23 protein-coding genes and 5 tRNA genes are annotated in these 21,066 nt (G+C 51.3%); all 28 read left to right on the top strand.

Annotated features, from left to right (window positions below):
• The first annotated feature begins 15 nt into the window (after positions 1–15).
• The 28 genes from A0U42_RS02105 to A0U42_RS01970 all read left to right on the top strand — a co-directional run bounded on the left by A0U42_RS02105 (position 16) and on the right by A0U42_RS01970 (position 21,064).
• Positions 16–1,272, top strand: coding sequence for a competence/damage-inducible protein A (locus tag A0U42_RS02105; RefSeq protein WP_065359679.1), 1,257 nt, complete (start codon positions 16–18; stop codon positions 1,270–1,272).
• Positions 1,273–1,284: 12 nt separating this feature from the next.
• A complete protein-coding gene (recA, locus tag A0U42_RS02100; protein WP_176698837.1) occupies positions 1,285–2,361 on the top strand; it encodes a recombinase RecA in 1,077 nt (358 codons plus the stop codon).
• Entirely contained in the window at positions 2,362–2,796 is a 435-nt protein-coding gene (locus A0U42_RS02095) for a regulatory protein RecX (protein ID WP_065359678.1), read from the top strand.
• 223 nt (positions 2,797–3,019) lie between these two features.
• Positions 3,020–4,549 carry a ribonuclease Y gene (rny, locus tag A0U42_RS02090; RefSeq protein ID WP_141669487.1) on the top strand — a complete coding sequence of 510 codons (1,530 nt, stop codon included), beginning with the start codon at positions 3,020–3,022 and terminating at the stop codon, positions 4,547–4,549.
• A gap of 246 nt (positions 4,550–4,795) precedes the next feature.
• Positions 4,796–4,872 (top strand) — tRNA-Asp (locus tag A0U42_RS02085).
• A 3-nt stretch (positions 4,873–4,875) separates the two neighbouring features.
• Positions 4,876–4,951: transfer RNA gene (locus A0U42_RS02080), tRNA-Phe, on the top strand.
• A gap of 5 nt (positions 4,952–4,956) precedes the next feature.
• Positions 4,957–5,031: transfer RNA gene (locus A0U42_RS02075), tRNA-Gly, on the top strand.
• Positions 5,032–5,036: 5 nt separating this feature from the next.
• A tRNA-Cys gene (locus A0U42_RS02070) sits at positions 5,037–5,110 on the top strand.
• 18 nt (positions 5,111–5,128) lie between these two features.
• Positions 5,129–5,217 (top strand) — tRNA-Leu (locus tag A0U42_RS02065).
• Between the two features lie 122 nt (positions 5,218–5,339).
• Positions 5,340–6,059 (top strand): ScpA family protein, encoded by a 720-nt coding sequence (locus tag A0U42_RS02060; protein WP_044503250.1) that lies wholly within the window; start codon positions 5,340–5,342, stop codon positions 6,057–6,059.
• Positions 6,031–6,609, top strand: coding sequence for an SMC-Scp complex subunit ScpB (scpB, locus tag A0U42_RS02055; protein WP_065359676.1), 579 nt, complete (start codon positions 6,031–6,033; stop codon positions 6,607–6,609). Before A0U42_RS02060 ends, scpB begins: the two co-directional genes overlap by 29 nt.
• Complete coding sequence (locus A0U42_RS02050) at positions 6,578–7,297, top strand: pseudouridine synthase (protein WP_083122154.1); 720 nt, start codon at positions 6,578–6,580, stop codon at positions 7,295–7,297. Before scpB ends, A0U42_RS02050 begins: the two co-directional genes overlap by 32 nt.
• An 11-nt stretch (positions 7,298–7,308) precedes the next feature.
• Positions 7,309–8,544, top strand: a complete 1,236-nt coding sequence (locus tag A0U42_RS02045; RefSeq protein ID WP_065359675.1) for an NAD(P)/FAD-dependent oxidoreductase — start codon at positions 7,309–7,311, stop codon at positions 8,542–8,544.
• Positions 8,545–8,546: 2 nt separating this feature from the next.
• Positions 8,547–9,215, top strand: a complete 669-nt coding sequence (cmk, locus tag A0U42_RS02040; RefSeq protein ID WP_065359674.1) for a (d)CMP kinase — start codon at positions 8,547–8,549, stop codon at positions 9,213–9,215.
• On the top strand, positions 9,215–9,829 hold the full coding sequence (locus tag A0U42_RS02035) for a 1-acyl-sn-glycerol-3-phosphate acyltransferase (protein WP_065359673.1): 615 nt from the start codon (positions 9,215–9,217) through the stop codon (positions 9,827–9,829). Before cmk ends, A0U42_RS02035 begins: the two co-directional genes overlap by 1 nt.
• Positions 9,826–11,784: a bifunctional 4-hydroxy-3-methylbut-2-enyl diphosphate reductase/30S ribosomal protein S1 gene (locus tag A0U42_RS02030; protein WP_044503245.1), complete on the top strand. Its 1,959-nt coding sequence runs from the start codon at positions 9,826–9,828 to the stop codon at positions 11,782–11,784. Before A0U42_RS02035 ends, A0U42_RS02030 begins: the two co-directional genes overlap by 4 nt.
• Positions 11,785–11,853: 69 nt before the next feature.
• On the top strand, positions 11,854–13,185 hold the full coding sequence (gene der, locus A0U42_RS02025; RefSeq protein WP_065359672.1) for a ribosome biogenesis GTPase Der: 1,332 nt from the start codon (positions 11,854–11,856) through the stop codon (positions 13,183–13,185).
• Positions 13,182–13,805 carry a glycerol-3-phosphate 1-O-acyltransferase PlsY gene (gene plsY / locus A0U42_RS02020; protein WP_065359671.1) on the top strand — a complete coding sequence of 208 codons (624 nt, stop codon included), beginning with the start codon at positions 13,182–13,184 and terminating at the stop codon, positions 13,803–13,805. The genes der and plsY overlap by 4 nt, the downstream gene beginning before the upstream one ends.
• A 54-nt stretch (positions 13,806–13,859) precedes the next feature.
• Positions 13,860–14,417, top strand: a complete 558-nt coding sequence (gene rsmD, locus A0U42_RS02015; RefSeq protein ID WP_044503242.1) for a 16S rRNA (guanine(966)-N(2))-methyltransferase RsmD — start codon at positions 13,860–13,862, stop codon at positions 14,415–14,417.
• A 5-nt stretch (positions 14,418–14,422) separates the two neighbouring features.
• Complete coding sequence (gene coaD / locus A0U42_RS02010; protein ID WP_065359670.1) at positions 14,423–14,914, top strand: pantetheine-phosphate adenylyltransferase; 492 nt, start codon at positions 14,423–14,425, stop codon at positions 14,912–14,914.
• Positions 14,915–14,927: 13 nt separating this feature from the next.
• On the top strand, positions 14,928–15,401 hold the full coding sequence (locus A0U42_RS02005; RefSeq protein WP_044503240.1) for a hypothetical protein: 474 nt from the start codon (positions 14,928–14,930) through the stop codon (positions 15,399–15,401).
• A gap of 69 nt (positions 15,402–15,470) precedes the next feature.
• Positions 15,471–16,280 (top strand): RNA methyltransferase, encoded by an 810-nt coding sequence (locus A0U42_RS02000; RefSeq protein WP_065359669.1) that lies wholly within the window; start codon positions 15,471–15,473, stop codon positions 16,278–16,280.
• A 15-nt stretch (positions 16,281–16,295) separates the two neighbouring features.
• The gene (larB, locus tag A0U42_RS01995) at positions 16,296–16,973 is read left to right on the top strand and encodes a nickel pincer cofactor biosynthesis protein LarB (protein WP_065359668.1); all 678 of its coding nucleotides are present in this window, start codon (positions 16,296–16,298) and stop codon (positions 16,971–16,973) included.
• Between the two features lie 4 nt (positions 16,974–16,977).
• On the top strand, positions 16,978–17,424 hold the full coding sequence (larC, locus tag A0U42_RS01990; RefSeq protein ID WP_065359667.1) for a nickel insertion protein: 447 nt from the start codon (positions 16,978–16,980) through the stop codon (positions 17,422–17,424).
• Positions 17,425–17,518: 94 nt separating this feature from the next.
• A complete protein-coding gene (locus tag A0U42_RS01985) occupies positions 17,519–18,367 on the top strand; it encodes a ChbG/HpnK family deacetylase (protein ID WP_065359666.1) in 849 nt (282 codons plus the stop codon).
• Between the two features lie 18 nt (positions 18,368–18,385).
• Positions 18,386–19,306 carry an NAD-dependent epimerase/dehydratase family protein gene (locus tag A0U42_RS01980; RefSeq protein ID WP_065359665.1) on the top strand — a complete coding sequence of 307 codons (921 nt, stop codon included), beginning with the start codon at positions 18,386–18,388 and terminating at the stop codon, positions 19,304–19,306.
• Positions 19,303–19,752: an ACT domain-containing protein gene (locus tag A0U42_RS01975; protein ID WP_065359664.1), complete on the top strand. Its 450-nt coding sequence runs from the start codon at positions 19,303–19,305 to the stop codon at positions 19,750–19,752. The genes A0U42_RS01980 and A0U42_RS01975 overlap by 4 nt, the downstream gene beginning before the upstream one ends.
• Positions 19,753–19,774: 22 nt before the next feature.
• Positions 19,775–21,064 (top strand): homoserine dehydrogenase, encoded by a 1,290-nt coding sequence (locus A0U42_RS01970; RefSeq protein ID WP_065359663.1) that lies wholly within the window; start codon positions 19,775–19,777, stop codon positions 21,062–21,064.
• Positions 21,065–21,066: the final 2 nt, after the last annotated feature.

Below are 21,066 nucleotides of genomic sequence, written 5' to 3'. Positions count from 1 at the left end.
CCGAGGTGATTGGGAATGATAGTAGAACTTGTTACGACGGGCTCTGAATTATTGCTGGGGGAAATTACCAATTATAATTCGGCCTACTTATCGAAACAGCTCAATGAAATGGGATACTTCGTCGTCTATCATACGACGGTCGGCGATAACCCGAAGCGTATGAAAGATGTCTTGAAGACGGCCCTTTCCCGGGCCGACATCGTCATTACGACGGGCGGCCTCGGGCCGACACAAGGCGACATGACCAAGATTATCGGTGCCGAATTGATGAATTGCCCCCTGGTTTATGACCCGGCCATTGCCGATGCGGTCCAGGCCTGGGTGACAGCCCATCACGGTACGGTGACGATGACCGAAAACCAGAAGCGTCAGGCCATGATTCCTGAAGGCGCTGATGTCTTTGACAACGAGGCCGGCACCGCGCCGGGCGTTGCCATGCAGGGCGGTGGCAAGACCTTGGTCCACTTGCCGGGACCGCCCAGTGAAATGCGATGGATGTATGAAAATCGGCTGAAACCATGGCTTCTTCAGACTTTTGGCAGCCAAGGGTCCATCCGCTCTCTCTATATCAAGATTTATGATATGGGTGAAGCTTTTATTGAAGAACGGCTGATGGATCTCGTCAAAGACCAGTCGAATCCGACCTTGGCCATGTACGCCCGCCCGGGATTCGTCGAAGTCCGCCTCACGGCCCGCGCCGACAGTGAAGAACAGGCCGAGGAGCTTCTCTTACCGCTCGAAGAAGAAGTACGCCGCCGTCTCAATGATCAAATCGTCAGTTTTAATGATGAAACGATGGCTGACGTTCTGGGACGAGAAGTCCGTCAGGCGGGCTATATCGTCAGCGCGGCCGAATCCTGTACGGGAGGCTTGGTCGGGTCCCTTATTACCGATGTCCCCGGTGCTTCCGACTATTTTCGCGGTTCGGCCGGAACGTACTGCAATGAAATGAAAGAGAAACTCCTCGGTGTCTCTCATGAGACACTGGAACGATATACGGCCGTCAGTTCGGAAACCGCTGCTGAAATGGCGGACGGAAGCCGCCGCCTTTATGGGAGCGACATCGCTGTCAGCACGACGGGCATTGCCGGACCCGGCGGCGGTACGGAAGAACAGCCTGTAGGACTTGTCTATACCGGCGTCAGCGGCCCTTGGGGGACTTTGGTCCACCGTGACGTCTACCACGGGGGCCGTGCTGAAATCAAGCGGCGCGCAGCCGTACGGGCCATCTATTATGTAGTGCGCTATCTTGTGAACCATAAAAACAAATAACCGTTAGGAGGAATGATTTTGGACGCGAAACAGACAGCACTTGAAAATGCAATGCGCAAGATTGAAAAAGACTTTGGTAAGGGCGCTATCATGCGCCTCGGCGACATTGCTGACAAGATGAACTTAGAAGTTATCTCCTCGGGTTCCCTGGCCGTCGACTTGGCCGTCGGCGTCGGCGGATATCCCCGGGGACGAGTCATTGAAATCTATGGCCCCGAATCGTCCGGGAAGACGACCCTGGCCCTGCACGCCATTGCGTCAGCCCAGAAGAACGGCGGCATTGCAGCCTTTATCGATGCTGAACACGCCCTCGATCCGGTCTATGCCCGCCACCTCGGCGTCGATACGAACGAGCTGCTCATTTCCCAGCCGGATAACGGCGAACAGGCTCTTGAAATCACGGAAGAACTTGTCCGCAGCGGTGCCGTCGATGTCATCGTCGTCGACTCCGTAGCCGCCTTGGTTCCGAAGGCCGAAATCGAAGGCGAAATGGGCGACTCCCACGTCGGCCTCCAGGCCCGCCTCATGAGCCAGGCTTTGCGTAAATTGACGGGGATTATTTCCAAGTCGAAGGCCATGGTCATCTTCATTAACCAGCTCCGTGAAAAAGTCGGTGTCATGTTCGGCAACCCGGAAACGACGACCGGCGGCCGGGCCTTGAAATTCTATGCTTCTATCCGCATGGAAATTCGTAAAGGGGAAGCCATCAAATCCGGCGGCGACGTCATCGGCAACCGAGCTCGGGTCAAAGTCGTCAAAAATAAAGTGGCACCGCCCTTTAAACACTGCGAATTCGATATCATGTACGGTCAGGGCATTTCCCGTGAAGGGACGGTCCTTGACTTGGGCACGTCCATGGATATTATTGAAAAGAGCGGCACCTGGTACTCTTACAAAGGAGAACGACTGGGACAAGGCAAGGAAAATGTCAAGATTTTCATGAAGGAACATCCGGAAATTACGGACGAAGTCGAAAAGATCATTCGCGATACCCTGGCGGCAGAACCGGAAAAATTCGACGACGTCATGGATGAAGAAATGATGGAATCGGCCGCTGAAGCCGTACCGGAAAGCGACGAAGAGGAATAAATGACCTATCGTGAGGCCTATGAAAAAGCCCTGCAGCTGCTCAATGTTCGCTTCTTAAGTGAAGGCGAACTGCGCACCAAGCTGCGGCGGCGGGATGTCCGTGACGACGTCATCGACGAAGTGATGGCTATGCTGAAAGAGGAACACTTCATCGATGACGACCGCCTGGCTCGCCAGGTCTACGCCTACTATGTCCGGAAAAAGCAGTACGGCCATCTGTATATCGCCAATTGCCTTCGACGCCGTCAACTGACGGTGCCGGACGATATTGAACGTCCTGATGAATACACCTTGGCAGAAAATCTTGCTGAGCGAAAGTTTTCCCGCCGGTACGATGAAAAGAGAAAGGCGGCGCGATATCTCCAATACCGCGGTTTTTCTCCCTCCGTCATTGCCGAAGTCATCGCTTCCTTTACGGTTGGCGACGAGGGTTGACAATCGGTCAAAATAGGGTCGGAGACGCCAAGTCCATCTTGACATTGATATGAAAAAAAATTACAATTAAAGGAGCCGGTTTGATACACTGGTCCATATTTTGCATAATTGTAGGTTTTTTGAACATGAAGTAAATTTTACATACTCATAAAAAAAGCCGGACGGTAAGTTCGGCTTTTTTTTGTGAAGGGGAGGTGAATTTGTTACTATGCTGACTACTACTATGGCTGCTGTCGTAGCCATTGTTTGTATCCTCATCGGCGTCGGTGCCGGCTATGTCTATCGCAAGAAAATTGCTGAAGGCAAAATCGGCCAGGCTGAAGTCGAAGCGCAGCGGATCATTGCCACAGCCCAGCAGAATGCGGAAGCTCGCAAAAAAGAACTGGTCCTTGAAGGCAAGGAAGAAATCCATAAACTGCGAAGCGATGCCGAGCGGGAGAACAAGGAACGTCGCACGGAATTACAGCGCTTTGAACGGCGTTTGATGCAAAAAGAAGAACATTTAGACAAAAAGTCCGATTCCATGGAAAAGAAGGAAGACGTCTTGCAGCGCAAAGAAGAAGAAGTGACGCGCATGCAGGAAAAAGTCGAAGCCATTCACGAACAGAAGATGGCCGAATTGGAACGGATTTCCGGCTTGACTTATGAAGATGCTAAAGAACTGCTTTTGAACAACGTTCAAAGTGAAGTAAAACATGAAACGGCACAGATGATCAAGATGCTTGAAGAACAGGCTCATGAAGAGGCCGAAAGCAAGGCTCGGGAAATTATTTCCGTGGCTATTCAACGCTGTGCTGCCGACCATGTCGCTGAAACGACGGTGTCTGTCGTGTCCCTGCCGAACGATGAAATGAAGGGCCGTATCATCGGCCGTGAAGGGCGAAACATCCGGGCTATTGAAATGCTCACCGGTGTCGACCTCATCATCGACGATACGCCGGAAGCCGTCATCTTGTCGTGCTTCGATCCGATCCGTCGGGAAATCGCCCGCATTGCCTTAGAAAAACTGATTGCCGACGGCCGTATTCATCCGGCACGGATTGAAGAAATGGTCGAAAAGGCTCGTAAAGAAATCAACCAGAAGATCCGCGAAGCCGGTGAACAGGCGACGTATGAAGCCGGGGTTCACGGGCTCCATCCGGAACTCATTAAGATTCTCGGCCGCTTGCGCTACCGCACCAGCTATGGCCAGAATGTACTGCGCCATTCTATCGAAGTTTCCCAGCTGGCAGGCATTATGGCTGCTGAATTGGGTGTCGATGAAAAGCTGGCTAAGCGAGCCGGCTTGATTCACGATATCGGGAAAGCCTTGGACCATGAACTGGAAGGGACACACGTCTCTATCGGTGTCGAAATCGCCAAGAAATACGGCGAATCGAAGCTGGTTGTCAACGGCATTGCCGCCCATCACGGCGATGAAGAAGCACAGAGTGTGGAAGCCGTCTTGGTCGCTGCTGCTGACGCCGTATCGGCCGCTCGCCCGGGTGCCCGTCGGGAAACGTTGGAAAACTATCTGAAACGCCTGACGAAGCTCGAAGAAATTGCTGAGTCCTTTGATGGTGTCGAAGACTGCTTTGCCATCCAGGCCGGACGTGAAATCCGGGTTATGGTCAAACCGGATAAATTGGATGAATCCGATTGTGTCCTCTTGACCCATGACATCATTAAACGTATTGAAGCTGAACTGGAATATCCGGGACAGATTAAAGTTGTCGTCATTCGCGAAACGCGGATGGTCGATTATGCAAAATAACCTTATATGACTTGCAGGGCCGCCGTATAGGCGGCCTTTTGCATGATGCGGCAAGGCGTAGAAGCACGAATCGAAATGTCAGGCCGAATTGTCTCGAGTGTCCTGATTGGTATTGCAATTAACCCTCTGAAAAAATATTATTGAATTTAAAAAATAATACTTGCCAAAGTCATCGTTTTGTAGTAGAATAGTTTTTGTTCGAGGCACTAAGAAATACCGAGACAGCCCCGAAGAATGAAAGCAAATGGCCCCGTGGTGTAGCGGTTTAACATGTCGCCCTGTCACGGCGAAGATCGTCAGTTCAAATCTGATCGGGGTCGCCAAATGCTCAGGTAGCTCAGTCGGTAGAGCAGGGGACTGAAAATCCCCGTGTCGGCGGTTCAATTCCGTCCCTGAGCACCACCAATGCGGAAGTAGCTCAGTGGTAGAGCACCACCTTGCCAAGGTGGGGGTCGCGAGTTCGAGCCTCGTTTTCCGCTCCATTTATGGCGGCATAGCCAAGCGGTAAGGCAGAGGTCTGCAAAACCTTCATCCCCAGTTCGATTCTGGGTGCCGCCTCCATATTTTTTCTTTCGTCATGCCGAGGTGGCGGAACTGGCAGACGCAACGGACTTAAAATCCGTCGGATAGAAATATCCGTACCGGTTCGATTCCGGTCCCCGGCACCAAATCAACAACGTGTAAGCGGCGTTGGCCGTGGCCGAAGTCCTTGCAAAACAAAGGAGCTGTCTTTGGACAGCTCCTTTTCGCAGTCCGTTTAAATTATCTGAAAAATGGGTTATAATGAATCATGACTGAATACAAGTATAGAGTATCGGATTTTGAAGGACCTTTAGATCTGTTGCTCTATTTGATTGAAAAGAACAAAGTCGACATTTATAACATTCCTATCGTTGACATTGCCGATCAGTTCAATGCTTATGTAGCGGACATCGACGCCTTTGATGTCGACTATGCCAGTAAGTTTTTTGTCATGGCAGCGACCCTTTTGCAGATAAAATCGCGGCTGCTCCTGCCGAAACAGCCTAAAGTGGTTGACGACGAAGAAGACCCGCAGGAAGTCTTGGTCCGGCAGCTCGTAGAGTATAAAAAGATGAAGGCCCTGTCTCAGGCCATGGGCAGTTTGTGGGATGCCCGCAGCCTGATGATGGGACGCCTGCCGGCGCCTATGCCTTACGAAACCCGCTTCGAAGGCCATATCGATACCAAGGCCCTCTACGACGCCTTTCAGCAAGTATGTCAGGCCCTGCCGGAACCGGAAGCCGTAGAGATACGGATTCAGAAAGAAATATACAGCGTCGGCGAATGCATGCGCCGCGTCACCTACGCCCTGCGCCGGGCCAAGGGGACGATGACGGCAGCTGCCATTTTTCAGGCTTGTCGATCCCGCGTCGAACTTGTCGTAACCTTTTTGGCGGTTTTAGAATTGCTCAAGGTCGGTCAATGTATGACCGTCGCTGAGGGAAAGGATGGGAATACCATTGCCTTACGATACACGCCAAAAGGATAACCGCGAGCCGACGGCACTTCTGGAAGCCCTCCTCTTTTTGAGCGGCGACGCCATGACCGAAGCCGATATCAGTGAACACCTGGGATGGCCTTTGGAGGACGTTGAGAAAATTGCTGCCCGCCTGCAGCATCTTTTAGAAGATCAGCGGCGAGGGCTGCGTCTCATCCGCGTTGCCGGCGGCTATCAGTTAGTGACCCGGCCGGATCTTCACGATGCCCTGCAGTGGGTCCGGACGGGTAAGAAGGAACTGTCACCCATGGCCCTTGAAGTACTGGCCATCATCGCCTTCAAGCAGCCTGTGACGCGGGCTGATATTGAAAAGCTGCGCGGCGTTTCGTCAGAAAGGGTCCTGACTTCTTTGGTGCAGCAGGGATTGGTCATCGACCTCGGCCGCAAGGACAGTCCGGGACGGCCGATTTTATACGGGACGTCTGCTTATTTTTTGGAATGTATCGGCATGGATTCCCTTGCTGATTTAGCCGGCCGCTTGTCGGTAGATACTACGGAGGATGGACTTGATGGAAGAACGGTTGCAGAAAGTAATGAGTAACTGCGGAGTCGCTTCACGGCGCGCTTCGGAAAAGCTGATATTAGAAGGACGAGTCCGCGTAAACGGTGTCGTCGTCCGGGAATTAGGCACCAAGGTCAATCCTGATAAGGACCGCATTGCCGTCGACGGCAAGACCCTTGAAGTGCAGGCCAAGCATTACTACCTGTTTAATAAGCCCAAGGGCGTCATTACCACATCGAGTGACGACCAAGGACGGACGACGGTCATGGACTACTTCAAGAAGGAAAAAGACCGTATCTATGCCGTCGGCCGTTTGGACCAAAATACAGAAGGCTTGCTGCTCATGACCAATGACGGCGAACTGGCTAATATTCTGATGCATCCCAGCCGCCTCGTCGATAAGACGTATGAAGTCAAGGTCAAAGGGCAAGTTGCCGATTCGATTCTGCAGCATTTAGCCGACGGCGTCGAGCTGAAAGACGGGATGACGGCACCGGCTGATGTCGTCTACGTCGACTACGACCCTCGGACGAACCTGACCAGTCTGGAAATCACCATTCACGAAGGCCGCAATCGCCAGGTCCGCCGCATGCTGGAATACTTTGGCTTTCAGGTTCACAACCTGCGCCGTATCCAGTATGCCTTTTTGACCCTGAGCGGCGTCAAGCGCGGAGCCTATCGCTCCTTGACCCGTGAAGAAGTGGCCGAACTCTATAAATATAAATAATAGGAGTCTTTATGAAGGAAATACTCGTCATCGGTGCCGGTGCGGCCGGCATCATGGCTGCGCTGGTTGCTGCTGAATCGGGAGCCAGAGTACATTTATTTGAAAAAAATGATATTGTCGGTAAGAAGATGGGAATCACCGGTAAAGGACGCTGCAACTTGACCAACTCCTGCAGCATGGCCGATTTCATCGCCCATACACCGGGGCACGGAAAATTCCTGTTCAGTGCCTATCAGCAGTTTACCAACCAGGATCTCCTGGATAAACTGAACGGCTGGGGCCTTCTGACAAAAGAAGAACGAGGCGGCCGTATTTTCCCCCAGTCTGACAGCGCCATCGAAGTGCGAAAGCTCTTTTACCACAAACTGTGCCGTAAGAGCATCGAACTGCATTTGAAGGAAGGCGTTAAAGCCGTTAAATCTTGGGGACATCGCTTCGTCGTCCAAACGGATTCGAGAACTTATGAAGGTGATGCCTGTATCATCACGACAGGCGGCATGTCCTATCCTGTAACCGGTTCTACCGGCGACGGCTACGGCTTTGCAAAATCGCTGGGGCACGAGGTGACGGAACTCAAGCCGTCGCTCATCCCTTTTACGACGGCCGAATCCTGGCCCCATGACTTGTCGGGACTGTCCCTGAAAAACGTCGAAGGATCACTATGGCGCCGTGGGAAAAAAATCGCTGTCCACTTCGGGGAAATGCTGTTTACCCACTTTGGCGTTTCCGGTCCGATTATCCTGATGCTCAGTACGGCAGCGGCCCATAAAAAGAGCGCCGCTTTCCCTTTAGAACTTCGCATCGACTTAAAACCGGCCTTATCGAAGGAAAAACTCGATGCCCGCCTGCGTCGGGATTTTGAAAAATATATCCGCAAAGAAGCTGTAAACGGCTTAAAGGATCTGTTGCCCCAGCGACTCATTCCGGTCATCCTTCACGAAGCCGGGATAGCAAAAGACTGTCCGGTCAATCAGATTTCCCGCGAACAGCGCCAGCACTTGGTCGAAGCCTTTAAGGCCCTGCCCCTTACGGTGACCGGGACGAGGCCTATCAGTGAAGCCATCGTCACCGCCGGCGGCGTATCGGTTAAGGAAATCGACCCTAAGACGATGGAGTCGAAACTCGTTCCGGGCCTTTATTTTGCCGGGGAAGTCATCGATATCGATGCCTTTACGGGCGGATATAATTTACAGGCAGCCTTTTCGACAGGGTTTGTAGCCGGAACGGCCGCTGCTAAGGAGGGCTGACTATGAAAAAATTAACGATTGCCATCGACGGCCCGGCAGGAGCCGGAAAAAGCAGTGTGGCTAAACTTTTGGCCAATAAAGTCGGCTATTTATACATTGATACCGGGGCCATGTACCGAGCCTTTACTTGGGCGGTGCTGGAAAACGGCGTCGACATTGCCGATGACGATGCCGTCAAGGCCTTGGTGGATTCCGTTGACATCCGCCTTGAACCGATGGCCGACCTGTGTCGGGTCTACGTTGGAGATACGGAAGTCACCGAGGCCATTCGGACGCAACGCGTATCCTCTCATGTTTCTTCCGTCGCAGCTCTTGCAGTCGTACGGCAAAAACTGGTAAAATTACAAAAGGCCATGGCCAAAGAAGGCGGCGTCATCCTCGACGGCCGCGATATCGGGACCGTCGTCCTTCCCGATGCGGATCTCAAAATATTCCTTACGGCGTCTGTCGCATCCCGGGCTCAACGCCGCTATTTGGAAGTAAAGGCCAAAGGCGGCAGCGAATCGTATGACGACATCGCCGCCAGCATCGCCGCTCGCGATGACATGGATTCCCACCGCCAGGTGTCCCCTTTGAAAAAAGCCGATGATGCTGTCGTCGTCGACAACAGTGATCTCGATTTACAACAGACGGCCGATGTCATTCTCGGCCTTATGAAGGAGCGAGGCTGATGCATGAATTTATGTATAATACGATCCGCAGGATCTTCAATGTCGCAACGTACGGCTTCTTGGACATGGAAGTCATCGGCGAAGAAAATATACCTGAAAAAGGGCCTTTTATCGTAGCCTGTAATCATGCCAGCAACTTTGACCCGCCCCTTTTGGGAACGGCTATGCGTCATCATCTCATCCACTTCATGGCCAAGGAAGAACTCTTCCGAAATCCGGTCATGGGCTGGTTCCTGCGTTATGTCCATACCTTCCCGGTCCATCGCGGCCGCATCGACCGCAAGGCGGTTATGGAATCCTTCAAGGTATTGAAAAATGGTGCGGTTTTGGGGATTTTCCCGGAAGGGAAGCGGACCCGAGGCGGCTCGGTCGGCCCCTTTCATGAGGGCTTTGCCGGTATCGCTATTAAGGCCAAGGTGCCCGTGTTGCCGGCAGCCATCGTCAATTCGGAATTTCTGCCGAAAAAGACGGGGCCTGTTCGAGTCATTTTTGGAAAACCCATCATGGCTCCGGCCGGAAAAGCCTCGGATCACGACGTAGTCACGGCCTTTTCCGAAGAAATTCGCGATTCCATCGTGGCTATGCAAAATCAGTATAAAGGGGACGAAAAATGAAAGTAACTCTCGCCGCAGCCTGTGGCTTCTGCTATGGTGTCCGACGAGCCGTTGAACTGGCCGGACAGGCTGAAAAAGGAACACACACCTTAGGCCCTATCATCCATAATCCGCAAGTTGTCGGGCGTCTCGCCGAACAGGGCGTGTCGCCGGTAGACTCTTTGGATGAGGTAGAAAAAGGGGCTGTCGTCTTAATTCGGTCTCATGGCGTCGGACCGGAAATCTATGAAAAAGCCGACAAACGAGAACTAAAAGTCATAGATGCCACGTGTCCGCACGTTAAAAAGGCCCAACAAGACGCCAAAAATATCATCGAAAAAGGTGAAAAGCTTATAATCGTAGGCGAAAAGGCCCATCCCGAAGTAATTAGTATTTCACAATGGGGGGCAAATCGTGCTATTATAATAGACAGGGAAGAAGAGGCTCAACAAATTCCCTTTTGCGATTCTATGGGAGTCGTCGTACAAACGACGTTCTCTCAAGAGCAATTCAAGCGTATCGCCGCTATCCTGCAACAAAAGACTAATCATCTCGATGTGCATATGACCATATGCACGGCGACGCAGCAGCGTCAGCAGGCAGCGATAGAATTGGCAGGTCAGGTGGACGCTATGATCGTCATTGGCGGCAAGAACAGCGCCAACACCGGCCGCCTCGCGCAGGTATGCCGTGAACAGGATTGCCCGACATACCACATTGAAACAGCAGCCGAATTGGATACGGACTGGTTCAGTGGTATGAATCATATAGGCATTACAGCCGGCGCTTCTACGCCGGATTGGATAATACAGGAGGTTGTTAAGATTATGGAAAATTTGCAAGCTGAAGGCACAGAAGTAATGAGTGAAGAATTGTTGGACAAGTATGACTATGAAGAAAATCCAAAGAAAGGTGACGTGGTCAAAGGCACGGTTATTTCTGTGAATGATGATGCTGCCTATGTTTCCATCGGTACGAAAGCGGAAGCAATTCTGCCGAAAAAGGAAATGGCTGTTCCCGCTCCGGAAAAAGCAAGTGACTTTGTCAAAGTCGGCGATGAACTGACCGTTGAAATTGCCAACAACATCAAAGAAGAAGGAGCTATTGTCGTTTCCCTCGTCAAGATGAAGAAAGTCGAAGACTGGAAAGAAGTTCGCGAAGCATTCGAAAATGATCAGCTCGTCGAATGTGTTGGTAAAGAAACGAACAAGGCTGGTCTTGTCGTTTCTATCAAATCTCTCCGCGGATTTATCCCCCTCTCTCAGGGCGATATCAAATTCGTGAAGTCTTTGGACTACCTCGTCGGTGAAACCTTCCAGGTCAAAGTCATCGACATTGACGAACACAAAAACCGTCTGGTCCTGTCCCGTAAGGCTGTACTTGAAGCAGAACGCGAAGCAAAACGCGAAGAAGCCCTCAAACACATTGAAGAAGGGGCCGTCATCAAAGGTACTGTCGTTAAGATCATGCCCTATGGCGCATTCATCGATCTCGGCGGCGTAGAAGGCCTGCTTCACATTTCTGATATTTCTTGGAAGCGCATCAATGCTGTCGAAGACGTTCTCCAGGCCGGAGAAGAACTCGAAGTCCTCGTTCAGAAGTTCGATCAGGAACGGAATCGTATTTCCCTCTCCTTGAAAGCACTTCAGAAGAACCCCTGGATTGCAGCTATCGAAAAATTTGAAGTCGGCGATATCGTAAAAGGTGAAGTTAAGAAACTCTTGCCTTTCGGTGCTATCTTAGCTATCGATCCGGAACTGCAGGGCTTGCTCCATATTTCTGAATTAACTGAAAAACGCGGCGTGGCTGTCAAAGACCTGGTCGACATCGGCGATGTCATGAACGTTAAGATCATCGGCATCGATACAGATAAGAAGAAGATTTCTCTCAGCGTTCTGGCTATTCAGAAAGATGAAGAAGAACAGGAAGTTCGCGACTACCTCGCTAACCAGGATAACGAAGAAGAAAACAACTAAGGCTTTGTAAAAAGAGGATAGCCGGGCTGTACCGGTTATCCTTTTTTCGTTTATAGAAAGGATAATGCCATGTATAAACCCTTAGTCGCCGTCGTCGGTCGGCCGAATGTCGGCAAATCGACGCTGTTTAACGCGATTGTCAAGAAACGAATTTCCATCGTTGAAGATATTCCCGGCGTTACGCGCGACAGAATTTATTTTGATGCCGAATGGCTCGGTCGAGAATTTACCATGATCGATACGGGGGGCATTGAATTCGTTGATTCCAATGACCACATCTTCACCAGTATGCGCTATCAGGCAGAACTGGCCATTCGCGAAGCCGACGTGATTTTATACGTCGTCGACGGGAAAGTCGGGATCCAGCCTCAGGATGAAGAAATTGCCCATATCCTGCGTTCCTGCGGGAAACCGGTCATCTTGGTCGTCAATAAGATCGACAGTGTCGAACAGGAAATGAACATCTATGAATTTTATAATCTCGGCTTGGGTGACCCCATCGGGATTTCAGCCGTCAACTTGATGAATCTCGGCGACCTTCTCGATGAAGTCCTGAAGAATATCAAAGAAGTACCGGCCCTTGAAGAAGATGACGATACGATTCACATCTCCCTCGTCGGCCGTCCGAACGTCGGTAAATCGTCCCTTACCAATGCCCTCTTGGGGCAGGACCGGGTCATCGTCAGCAACGTGCCCGGCACGACCCGCGACTCTATCGATACACATTGGTCTTATGAAGGAACGGACTTCGTCCTCATCGATACGGCCGGCATGCGCCGCAAGGCCAAAATCGACATGCCTGTCGAAAGGTACAGCGTCGTCCGGGCTCTGCGGGCCGTCGATCGGTCGGACATTGCCGTCCTGGTCATCGATGCGACGGAAGGCGTTACCGAACAGGATACGAAGATCGCCGGCTACGTCCACGAAGCGGGCAAAGGCTGCATCATCGTCGTCAACAAGTGGGACCTCGTCGAAAAGGACAGCAAGACGAGCCATAAGTTTGAAGACGACATCCGTCGAGAACTGGCTTTCCTCCAGTACGCGCCCATCCTCTTTGCTTCGGCCCTTACGAAGCAGCGTATCAATCGCCTGGCCGATATGGTCAAATTCGTATCGGAACAGCAGCATATGCGCGTATCGACGAGCGTCTTAAATGAACTCATCGAAGATGCCCAGCTTACCAATCCGCCGCCGGCTAAAGGCGGGCGACTGCTGAAAATCTATTATATGACCCAGGCTTCGGTCCAGCCGCCGACCTTCATTCTCTTCGTCAATGAGCCCCAGCTCATGCATTTTTCGTATCTGCGCTTTTTGGAAAACCGACTGCGCGAAACCTTTGGTTTTGAAGGCACTCCCATCCGGCTTATCCTGCGTGGTAAGAAGGATGGTGACCGCTTATGATGACCGGTATCCTCTTCTTGGTTCTGGCTTATCTCGCAGGCTCCATTCCGAGCGGCCTTATCATCGGTAAGGTCCTGTATCATACGGATCCTCGTGAGTACGGCAGCCATAATACGGGAGCGACCAATGCCTACCGCGTCTTCGGCGCCGTCGGCGGCCTTTTGGTCCTCCTCTGCGACGTCGCGAAAGGCATGCTCGGTGTCTACCTGGGGCAGCTTGCTTCCCAGGCCGGCATCGGCACTCCGGCAGATCAGATCTATCTCATGATTGCCGGCGGGCTGCTTTCCATCGTCGGTCATTCGTGCTCTATTTTTCTGAAATTCAAAGGCGGGAAGGGCGTTGCCACCGGCCTTGGCATCATCTTGTTCTTGGCGCCGTGGGAAACGCTCATCGTCTTTGCCGTCTGGGTCGTCATCGTCGCCATTACGCGCATCGTCTCCCTCGGCTCCATCGTAGCCGCTGTTTTGGTGCCGATTCTGATATACGTCTTTGGCGAGCCGCTGCCGCTGACGATTTTCGGCCTCCTGGCCGCCATTCTCGTCGTCGTTCGTCATAAGGATAATATTATCCGCTTGATACAGGGACGAGAACTGAAGGTCGAACGAATTCAGAAAAAATAGATTGATATGTACTAAAAAACGTGTATAATTGATTATGTACGAGCAGGTGATCTTATGAGAATCATATCGGGTAGTGCCAGAGGGCGAATTTTGAAGTCGCCGAAAGGAATGCTGACCCGGCCGACCTTGGACCGCACGCGGGAAAGTCTTTTTAATATGCTTGAAAGCAGAGGCAGTCTGGCCGGGGCAAGGGTTCTCGATATCTTTGCGGGTACAGGTGCCTTGGGATTAGAAGCCTTGAGCCGCGGTGCCGATTCTGCCGTCTTCATCGACCATTATACGCAGGCCCTCATTCGTCAGAATGCGTCGCTCTGCGGCTTTGATGAACGCGCTGAGGTCCTTCGTCTCCCGTCGGCAAAAGCTTTGGCACGGCTGAAAGGGCGGCAGTTTGATTACATCTTTGCCGACCCGCCGTATAACAAAAATTTGGTGAACGATACAATTGTTTTGATAGGTCAATACGATTTGTTGGCTCCTGGTGGATTGATTCTGATGGAATACAGCCGGAATGAAGGCATAACGGAGAACACATTGTATGAGGTCATCAGAGAAAAATCCTATGGAAATGACACGCGGATTGCTTTTATCCGTCGTCGCCGGGAAGGAGTTTGAAAGAAGTGCGAATCGGTATTTGTCCGGGCAGTTTTGATCCTGTTACCAATGGACACATTGATATTTTTGAACGAGGGAGCAAACTAGTCGATAAACTTATCGTTGCTGTTTTTGAAAATCCCGTAAAGAAGCCGTTGTTTACGATGGCCGAACGAGAAGAGATGCTGAGAGAAACGACGAAGCATATTCCCAATATTGAAGTCGTCAGCTTTCACGGCCTTCTCAATGAATACGCCATCGATCACGGTGCGACCGTCATTATTCGCGGCCTGCGGGCCCTGAGTGATTTTGAATATGAATTCCAGCGGGCCCTGCTCATGAAAAAAGTGGAGCCCCGCATCGAAACGGTATTCATCATGACGAGTACCCAGTATTCATATATCAGCTCGACGGGCATCCGCGAACTGGCCTGCTTTGGCGGCAAGCTCGATGATATGGTTCCCGATTACGTTGAAAAGAAACTAAAAGTGAAGTTTGCAGACAAGTACAATGCTTAGGAGTGGAGACTACATGAATTCGGATAAACTGTTAGAAGATTTGGAAAGCTTAGTAATGAACGCTTCAAAAGTTCCCTTTACTAACAAAAAAATGGTAGAAGAAGAAGAAATCCTTCAAATCATCGACGATTTGAAAGAATCCATGCCGGCTGAATTGGAACAATCCAAAAAGATATTGGCCGAAAGAGACAAGGTCATTGCCGATGCCCAGCATCACGCTGACGGCATGGTAGCTCAGGCGAAAGACTACATCGCCAAATTGACCGAAGAAAGTGAACTGGTACGGCAGGCTCAGGAACGTGCCAACCAGGTTATCCAAACTGCCAATGACTCGTCGGAACAGCTGAAAAACAGCTCCATTACCTATGCCGGCGACGTCCTCAAATACGTTGAATCAACATTGGAAAAGACCTTATCCAGCATTCAGCAGAATCGCGAAAGCCTGCTGAAGAACAATGGACATCAGGATACGCCGGATCAGCAGTAGTGATGGCTTATGAGGTCCTGTCGCTCGTGCGGCAGGGCCTTTTTTTCCATGTTGATGACAGGAGGTACTATGAACGAAATTGTATCCCGCGATAACCAGTGGGTGAAGATGGCCTGTTCCTTGAAGCAGAAAAAAGGCCGCCAGGCCCATCAACGCGTCTTCGTCGAAGGCCTGCGGGTCATCGGCGATGCCGCTGTTATGGGGATTCCCGATGCCATTTGCTTTGTGTCGCCTAAGGGTCGAGACCTTTCCGGTTTTGACGAAGTCTATGCCAGAGGCCTTGAATTAGGATGGACTTTTTATGCCGTTACCGACAGCGTATACGATAAATTAAAGGATACCAAGACGCCTCAAGGGCTGGCTGCTATGCTGCCCTTTTTTGCCTATACCTTTGACGCCTTGCCGGCCGTTGCTCCGGAAAAGGCCGTCCTCTATCTGCGCTCCGTCCAAGATCCGGGGAATTTAGGGACTATCCTCAGGACGGCTGCAGCAGCTAACGTCGGAGCTGTCCTTCTCAGTGAAGGCTGTGTCGACGTCTACAACGATAAGACGGTCCGCAGCGCCATGGGGGCGATTTTTAAAGTGCCTGTCGTCCAGGATGTAACCGATGAACAGCTCGACCAATTCTGCAGCGATGAGGACCGGAACATCTATGGAACGGCAGCCGAAGGGACCGTATCCTATGTCGAAGCCGATTACGATCGGCCGGTTATTCTGGCTTTTGGCAACGAAGGGAACGGCTTGCCCGATGAATTTTTGGAATGCTGTGACGACGTACTGACCATCCCCATGCGGCCTGATACAGAATCACTCAACTTATCTATGGCCGTCGGCATCGTCTTGTATAAGGCCTGGGAAAAAAATGGTTTTCACGTATAGTCTGGAGGCGTAATCATGGAAGAAAATAAGGACACCCTTGATCTTGGTTTTGCAAAACTCGACTTACAGCGTCAAGCGCGCTGCGGCTTTCCGGAAGTCGTCTATTGTGCCGGGAAGACGACGGACCAGTCCGTACGGATTTTAGAAATTTTGATGGAAAAATATGACAATGTCATCGGCACGAGGGCTTCGAAAGAAATTTTTGACATCTTATCGGCTAAATTCCCGGCTGCCCAATACGACGAGCTGGCCAAGATGGTCTATCAGCACAAGGATAAGACCATCATCAACGGCGACCGCCTCATTTCCGTCATTACGGCCGGTACCAGCGATATTCCCGTCGCTGAAGAAGCGGCGCTTACGGCAGAAATTATGGGAAATCAAGTGGAACGAATCTACGATGTCGGCGTTGCCGGCATCCACCGATTGCTGGCACGAGTCGACGATATCCGAAAAGCCAATGTCAACATCGTCGTTGCCGGCATGGAAGGGGCTCTGGCCAGTGTCGTCGGAGGTTTAGTAGACAAGCCGGTCATCGCGGTACCGACCAGTATCGGATACGGTGCCAATTTCCACGGTCTTTCGGCCCTTCTGGCTATGCTCAACAGCTGTGCTGCCGGGATATCTGTCGTCAACATCGACAATGGTTTCGGCGCCGGCAGACTGGCCGATACGATGAACAGTCTGAGGTGAGCCGATGGAAACCTTATGGCAATTGGAAGCCAATATCGACGATATGAATCCTCAAAATATGGAATACGTCTTTTCACGGATTCTCGACAAAGGGGCGAATGACGTCTGGGCTATGCCGATGATGATGAAAAAAGGGCGGATGGCATCGATGCTCTGTGTTCTTTGCCGAAAAGAACTCCTCGACGATATGATGGAAACGATCGTTAAAGAGACGACATCTATTGGCGTTCGCTTCTTTCCCGTGAGCCGCATGGCCTGTGACCGGGTCATTATGACAGTCTGCATTGACGGCAGGGATCTTCACTGTAAAATCTGCCGGTACGGCGGACAGATTGTCAATATTTCCGCCGAATACGACGATTGTCGGGCAGCGGCAGAAGCGACGGGCATCCCTTTGAAAGAATGGCAGCGCAAGGTGAAGGAAGCGGCATACCGCCAATTTGCCGAATAGTCCCGGGGAGGATATTGTCAAAATACGATTGTCCGTGTATAATAGTCATTAAGCCGATGTGCAGTGCATCCTGAAAGGACAGGGAGCGTAAAAGATGAATAGAGTCATTATTAATGCCGATGATTTCGGAATTCATACGGAAGTGAATCATGCCATTATTGAGGCTTGTGAACAGGGCGTTCTGACCAGTACGTCCTTATTGCCAACGGGGCCGGCTTTCGAAGAAGCCGTCTCGCTGGCTCGGACTTGTCCCCGTCTCGGAATCGGGATCCACTTATGCCTCGTCGGGTCGTTACCCACCGTTTTGTCCCCGCAGGAAGTACCTACCCTGGTGACTGACAGTGGACGGGTACCGGACAGTTATCCTGAAGTCATTAAACGGGCCTGTCAGGGCCGGCTCGATTACGGTCAGGTTTACCGGGAACTCGATGCTCAGATGGAAAAAATCATGGCTACGGGACTTCCCATCGATCACATCGACAGCCATCAGCATCTGCACGTCCTGCCGCAGATCTGGAACATCGTCCAGTCGCTGATGATGAAGTACGGTATCCACCGAGTACGCATTCCGAGAGAAGCTTATTCATATAAGCTGTTTTCGGCCAATCCCGTGCGCATCGCCGGCCGCGACGGCCTGACCTACTTGTCCCAGAAGGCCATGGATGCCGTGAAGCGCCTTCATTTTACGACGACAGATTTCTTTTGGGGCATGGTAGACGGCGGCAACATGAACGAAGGCAACCTGAAGTATCTCATCGACCGCCTGCCCTTCGGAGTCCATGAAATCATGATGCATCCGGGACGCAGTACGACGGTTCTCAGCCGGAGCTTTTCCTGGGAGTATCACTGGCAGGATGAATTTCAGGCACTTTTGTCGCCGGCGATCCGCCGTCAAATCGAAAAAAGAGAGATTCAACTCATTACCTACGGCGATTTGCCGTAAGGTCCGGGAGGACTTGCCTTGCATATTTTAGTTACGGGAGGTGCCGGCTTTATCGGGTCCCGCCTTGTCAAAGCCCTGCTTGAAGCAGGCCATGAGGTTACGGCCTTTGATAACCTTTCCAAAGGAACCTTTGCTCAGGTTCCCGACGAAGCCCGCTGCATCGAAGGCGACATCGGTGATGAAAAGACCGTCGCTTCAGTATTTTCCGAAAAGCCCATCGATATCGTCTTTCATGAAGCACCGCAGCGGAGGCTTTCCGATTCGCAGGACTTTTCTGAGAACGATGTCATAGGGAGCCTTACAGGTCTTAAGGTCGTCCTTGACCAGTGCTGCCGTCACGGTGTGAAGAAATTCATTTTTTCTTCGTCAGCTGCCGTCTACGGCGAGCCCGTCCGCGTTCCTGTTCGCGAAGAAGATGAGCTTCGCCCCATCAACTTTGACGGACAGGTTAAGGCAGCTGCGGAAGATTGTATCCGCCGGCATCATGAAGCGTACGGCCTCTCATATGTCATTTTGCGCTATGCCAATGTATATGGTGAGGGTGAGGAGGACAGCGTTGTCAGCCGTTTTACCCGGGCTGTGGCTTACGGCGAAGATATGACCATCTATGGCGACGGTGAACAGTCCCGCGATTTCATCTACGTCGACGACGTCGTCCGGGCCAATCTGGCGGCCATGGCGGATGAGGGGCCGGCTGAGACGTATAATATCGGCACGCAGATGGAGACGACGATCAACGCACTGAAAGTCATCCTGCTGTATTTTACCCATGCCGGTATTTCTATCTCTTATGAAGATGCACGCCCGGGTGATGTACACTGCTCGGCACTGCATAATGAAAAAGCCGAGAAAATACTCAACTGGCGTCCTAAAATGAAACTGATGCCCGGCCTTATGGCGATGTATCAATATTTTTGCGAAAGGGAAGATGCCAAGTGAAAGACGATAAGGAGCACAAGTTTTACTTAGTCCGCGAAGATATTTTGCCTGAAGCGATCAAGAAGACCATCAAGGTCAAGGAAATCCTCAAGCGCCATCAGACGCGGACCATCAATGAAGCCGTCCAGATGATGGATTTGAGCCGCAGTGCGTACTATAAATATAAGGATTACGTCTCTCCTTTTTATGACGTTACGCAGGGCAAAATCGTCACCTTGTCGGTCATGATCTTTGACCGTCCCGGCGAATTATCCCAGGTTCTCAACACGGTTGCTGCCAACAATGGCAGTATCCTGACCATCAATCAGGGCATTCCCCAGCAGGGCATGGCAGCGGTCAGCTTGTCCATTGAAACGAAGGATATGACCGTATCGGTCGAGGACTTGATGAAAACGTTGGAAAAACTGTCCGGTGTCAGCAAGGTAAATATTATCGGACAAGCGTAAGTAAAAAAGAGGGGGTAGGTCCATGAAAAGCGTTTCTATTGCTCTATTAGGCTGCGGTACTGTTGGGAAAGGCGTCGTCGATTTATTGGCGATGAACGGTCCGCTTATTGAAGAACAGCTCGATACGAAAATCAACATCAAGCGTATCCTTATCCGTGATTTGAACAAGTATGAAAAGATGGAAGGCCTGCCCGATTCCATTAAGCTCACGACTGATTTTAACGACATCATCAATGATGATGAAATCGAAATCGTCGTCGAAGTCATGGGCAGCGCCGACTTTGCAAAAGACTGCATCGAACAGTGCTTCCGGCGCGGAAAGAGCGTTATCAGCGCCAATAAAGACCTCATCGCAGACTATGGGATTCCTTTATTGACCTTATCCTATGAGCATGACGTCGACTTTCAGTTTGAAGCCAGCGTCGCCGGCGGTATCCCTATCGTTCGTCCCATGTATTCATCGCTTAACAGCAACCGCATCGAAGAAATCATTGGCATCATGAACGGGACGACCAATTTTATTTTATCGAATATGACAGCCCATGGTTCGTCATATGAAGAAGTATTGAAAGAAGCTCAGGAAAAAGGCTATGCCGAAGCCGACCCGACCAATGACGTCAGCGGCTATGATGCAGCTCGTAAAATCGCTATTTTGGCAACCTTAGGCTTCCATTCAGCCGTTACCTTTGACGACGTTGCCGTTGAAGGTATTGAAAATATTTCCAAGGAAGATATTGAACATGCGACGGAAATGGGGTACGTCATCAAGCTTCTGGCCATTGCCCGTCAGGACGACGACGGTATTTCACTCAACGTCCATCCGGCCTTTATTCGTGAAGACCATCCCTTGGCCCATGTCGACGGTGCCTATAATGCCGTTTGCGTCCGCGGCAACGGCGTTGGCAACGTCATGTTCTACGGCCCGGGTGCCGGATCGCTTCCGACGGCCAGTGCTGTCGTCAGCGACGTCATGAACGTCATCCTCCACCGCAATTTGAAGATGACCGGTAAGCGCGGTTATGTATGGCACGAAGCGAAATTGAAGCCTCAGGCGGAAATTTGCTCGCCCTACTATCTGCGAATGATCGTCAACAATGCGCCCGGTGTCTTGTCGTCGGTATCAAAGGTCTTGGCTGAACACAATATCAGTATCCGCTCTCTGATTCAAAAGGATGAAACGACAGAAATTGCTGAAATCGTCATCCTCATCGACAAATCGGCCGATGGTCTGGTCCAGGCATCGCTCCAGAAAATCGAAGGATTGTCATGCGTTCGCAAAATTGAAAATGCCATTCGTGTAATTGAGGTGTAAGA

The organism is Megasphaera sp. DISK 18 (assembly GCF_001682955.1).
Taxonomy (GTDB): Bacteria; Bacillota; Negativicutes; order Veillonellales; family Megasphaeraceae; genus Megasphaera; species Megasphaera massiliensis.
Note: the sequence above shows the minus strand (reverse complement) of the source record. Positions and strands in the feature narration are given on the sequence as shown.

Bases quoted from the DNA above. Each gene is read 5' to 3' on its own strand.
- A0U42_RS02105 (WP_065359679.1), top strand. From the start codon at position 16: ATGATAGTAGAACTTGTTACGACGGGCTCTGAATTATTGCTGGGGGAA.
- recA (WP_176698837.1), top strand. From the start codon at position 1,285: ATGATTTTGGACGCGAAACAGACAGCACTTGAAAATGCAATGCGCAAG.
- A0U42_RS02095 (WP_065359678.1), top strand. From the start codon at position 2,362: ATGACCTATCGTGAGGCCTATGAAAAAGCCCTGCAGCTGCTCAATGTT.
- rny (WP_141669487.1), top strand. From the start codon at position 3,020: ATGGCTGCTGTCGTAGCCATTGTTTGTATCCTCATCGGCGTCGGTGCC.
- A0U42_RS02060 (WP_044503250.1), top strand. From the start codon at position 5,340: ATGACTGAATACAAGTATAGAGTATCGGATTTTGAAGGACCTTTAGAT.
- A0U42_RS02050 (WP_083122154.1), top strand. From the start codon at position 6,578: ATGGAAGAACGGTTGCAGAAAGTAATGAGTAACTGCGGAGTCGCTTCA.
- A0U42_RS02045 (WP_065359675.1), top strand. From the start codon at position 7,309: ATGAAGGAAATACTCGTCATCGGTGCCGGTGCGGCCGGCATCATGGCT.
- cmk (WP_065359674.1), top strand. From the start codon at position 8,547: ATGAAAAAATTAACGATTGCCATCGACGGCCCGGCAGGAGCCGGAAAA.
- A0U42_RS02035 (WP_065359673.1), top strand. From the start codon at position 9,215: ATGCATGAATTTATGTATAATACGATCCGCAGGATCTTCAATGTCGCA.
- A0U42_RS02030 (WP_044503245.1), top strand. From the start codon at position 9,826: ATGAAAGTAACTCTCGCCGCAGCCTGTGGCTTCTGCTATGGTGTCCGA.
- der (WP_065359672.1), top strand. From the start codon at position 11,854: ATGTATAAACCCTTAGTCGCCGTCGTCGGTCGGCCGAATGTCGGCAAA.
- plsY (WP_065359671.1), top strand. From the start codon at position 13,182: ATGATGACCGGTATCCTCTTCTTGGTTCTGGCTTATCTCGCAGGCTCC.
- rsmD (WP_044503242.1), top strand. From the start codon at position 13,860: ATGAGAATCATATCGGGTAGTGCCAGAGGGCGAATTTTGAAGTCGCCG.
- A0U42_RS02005 (WP_044503240.1), top strand. From the start codon at position 14,928: ATGAATTCGGATAAACTGTTAGAAGATTTGGAAAGCTTAGTAATGAAC.
- A0U42_RS02000 (WP_065359669.1), top strand. From the start codon at position 15,471: ATGAACGAAATTGTATCCCGCGATAACCAGTGGGTGAAGATGGCCTGT.
- larB (WP_065359668.1), top strand. From the start codon at position 16,296: ATGGAAGAAAATAAGGACACCCTTGATCTTGGTTTTGCAAAACTCGAC.
- larC (WP_065359667.1), top strand. From the start codon at position 16,978: ATGGAAACCTTATGGCAATTGGAAGCCAATATCGACGATATGAATCCT.
- A0U42_RS01985 (WP_065359666.1), top strand. From the start codon at position 17,519: ATGAATAGAGTCATTATTAATGCCGATGATTTCGGAATTCATACGGAA.
- A0U42_RS01970 (WP_065359663.1), top strand. From the start codon at position 19,775: ATGAAAAGCGTTTCTATTGCTCTATTAGGCTGCGGTACTGTTGGGAAA.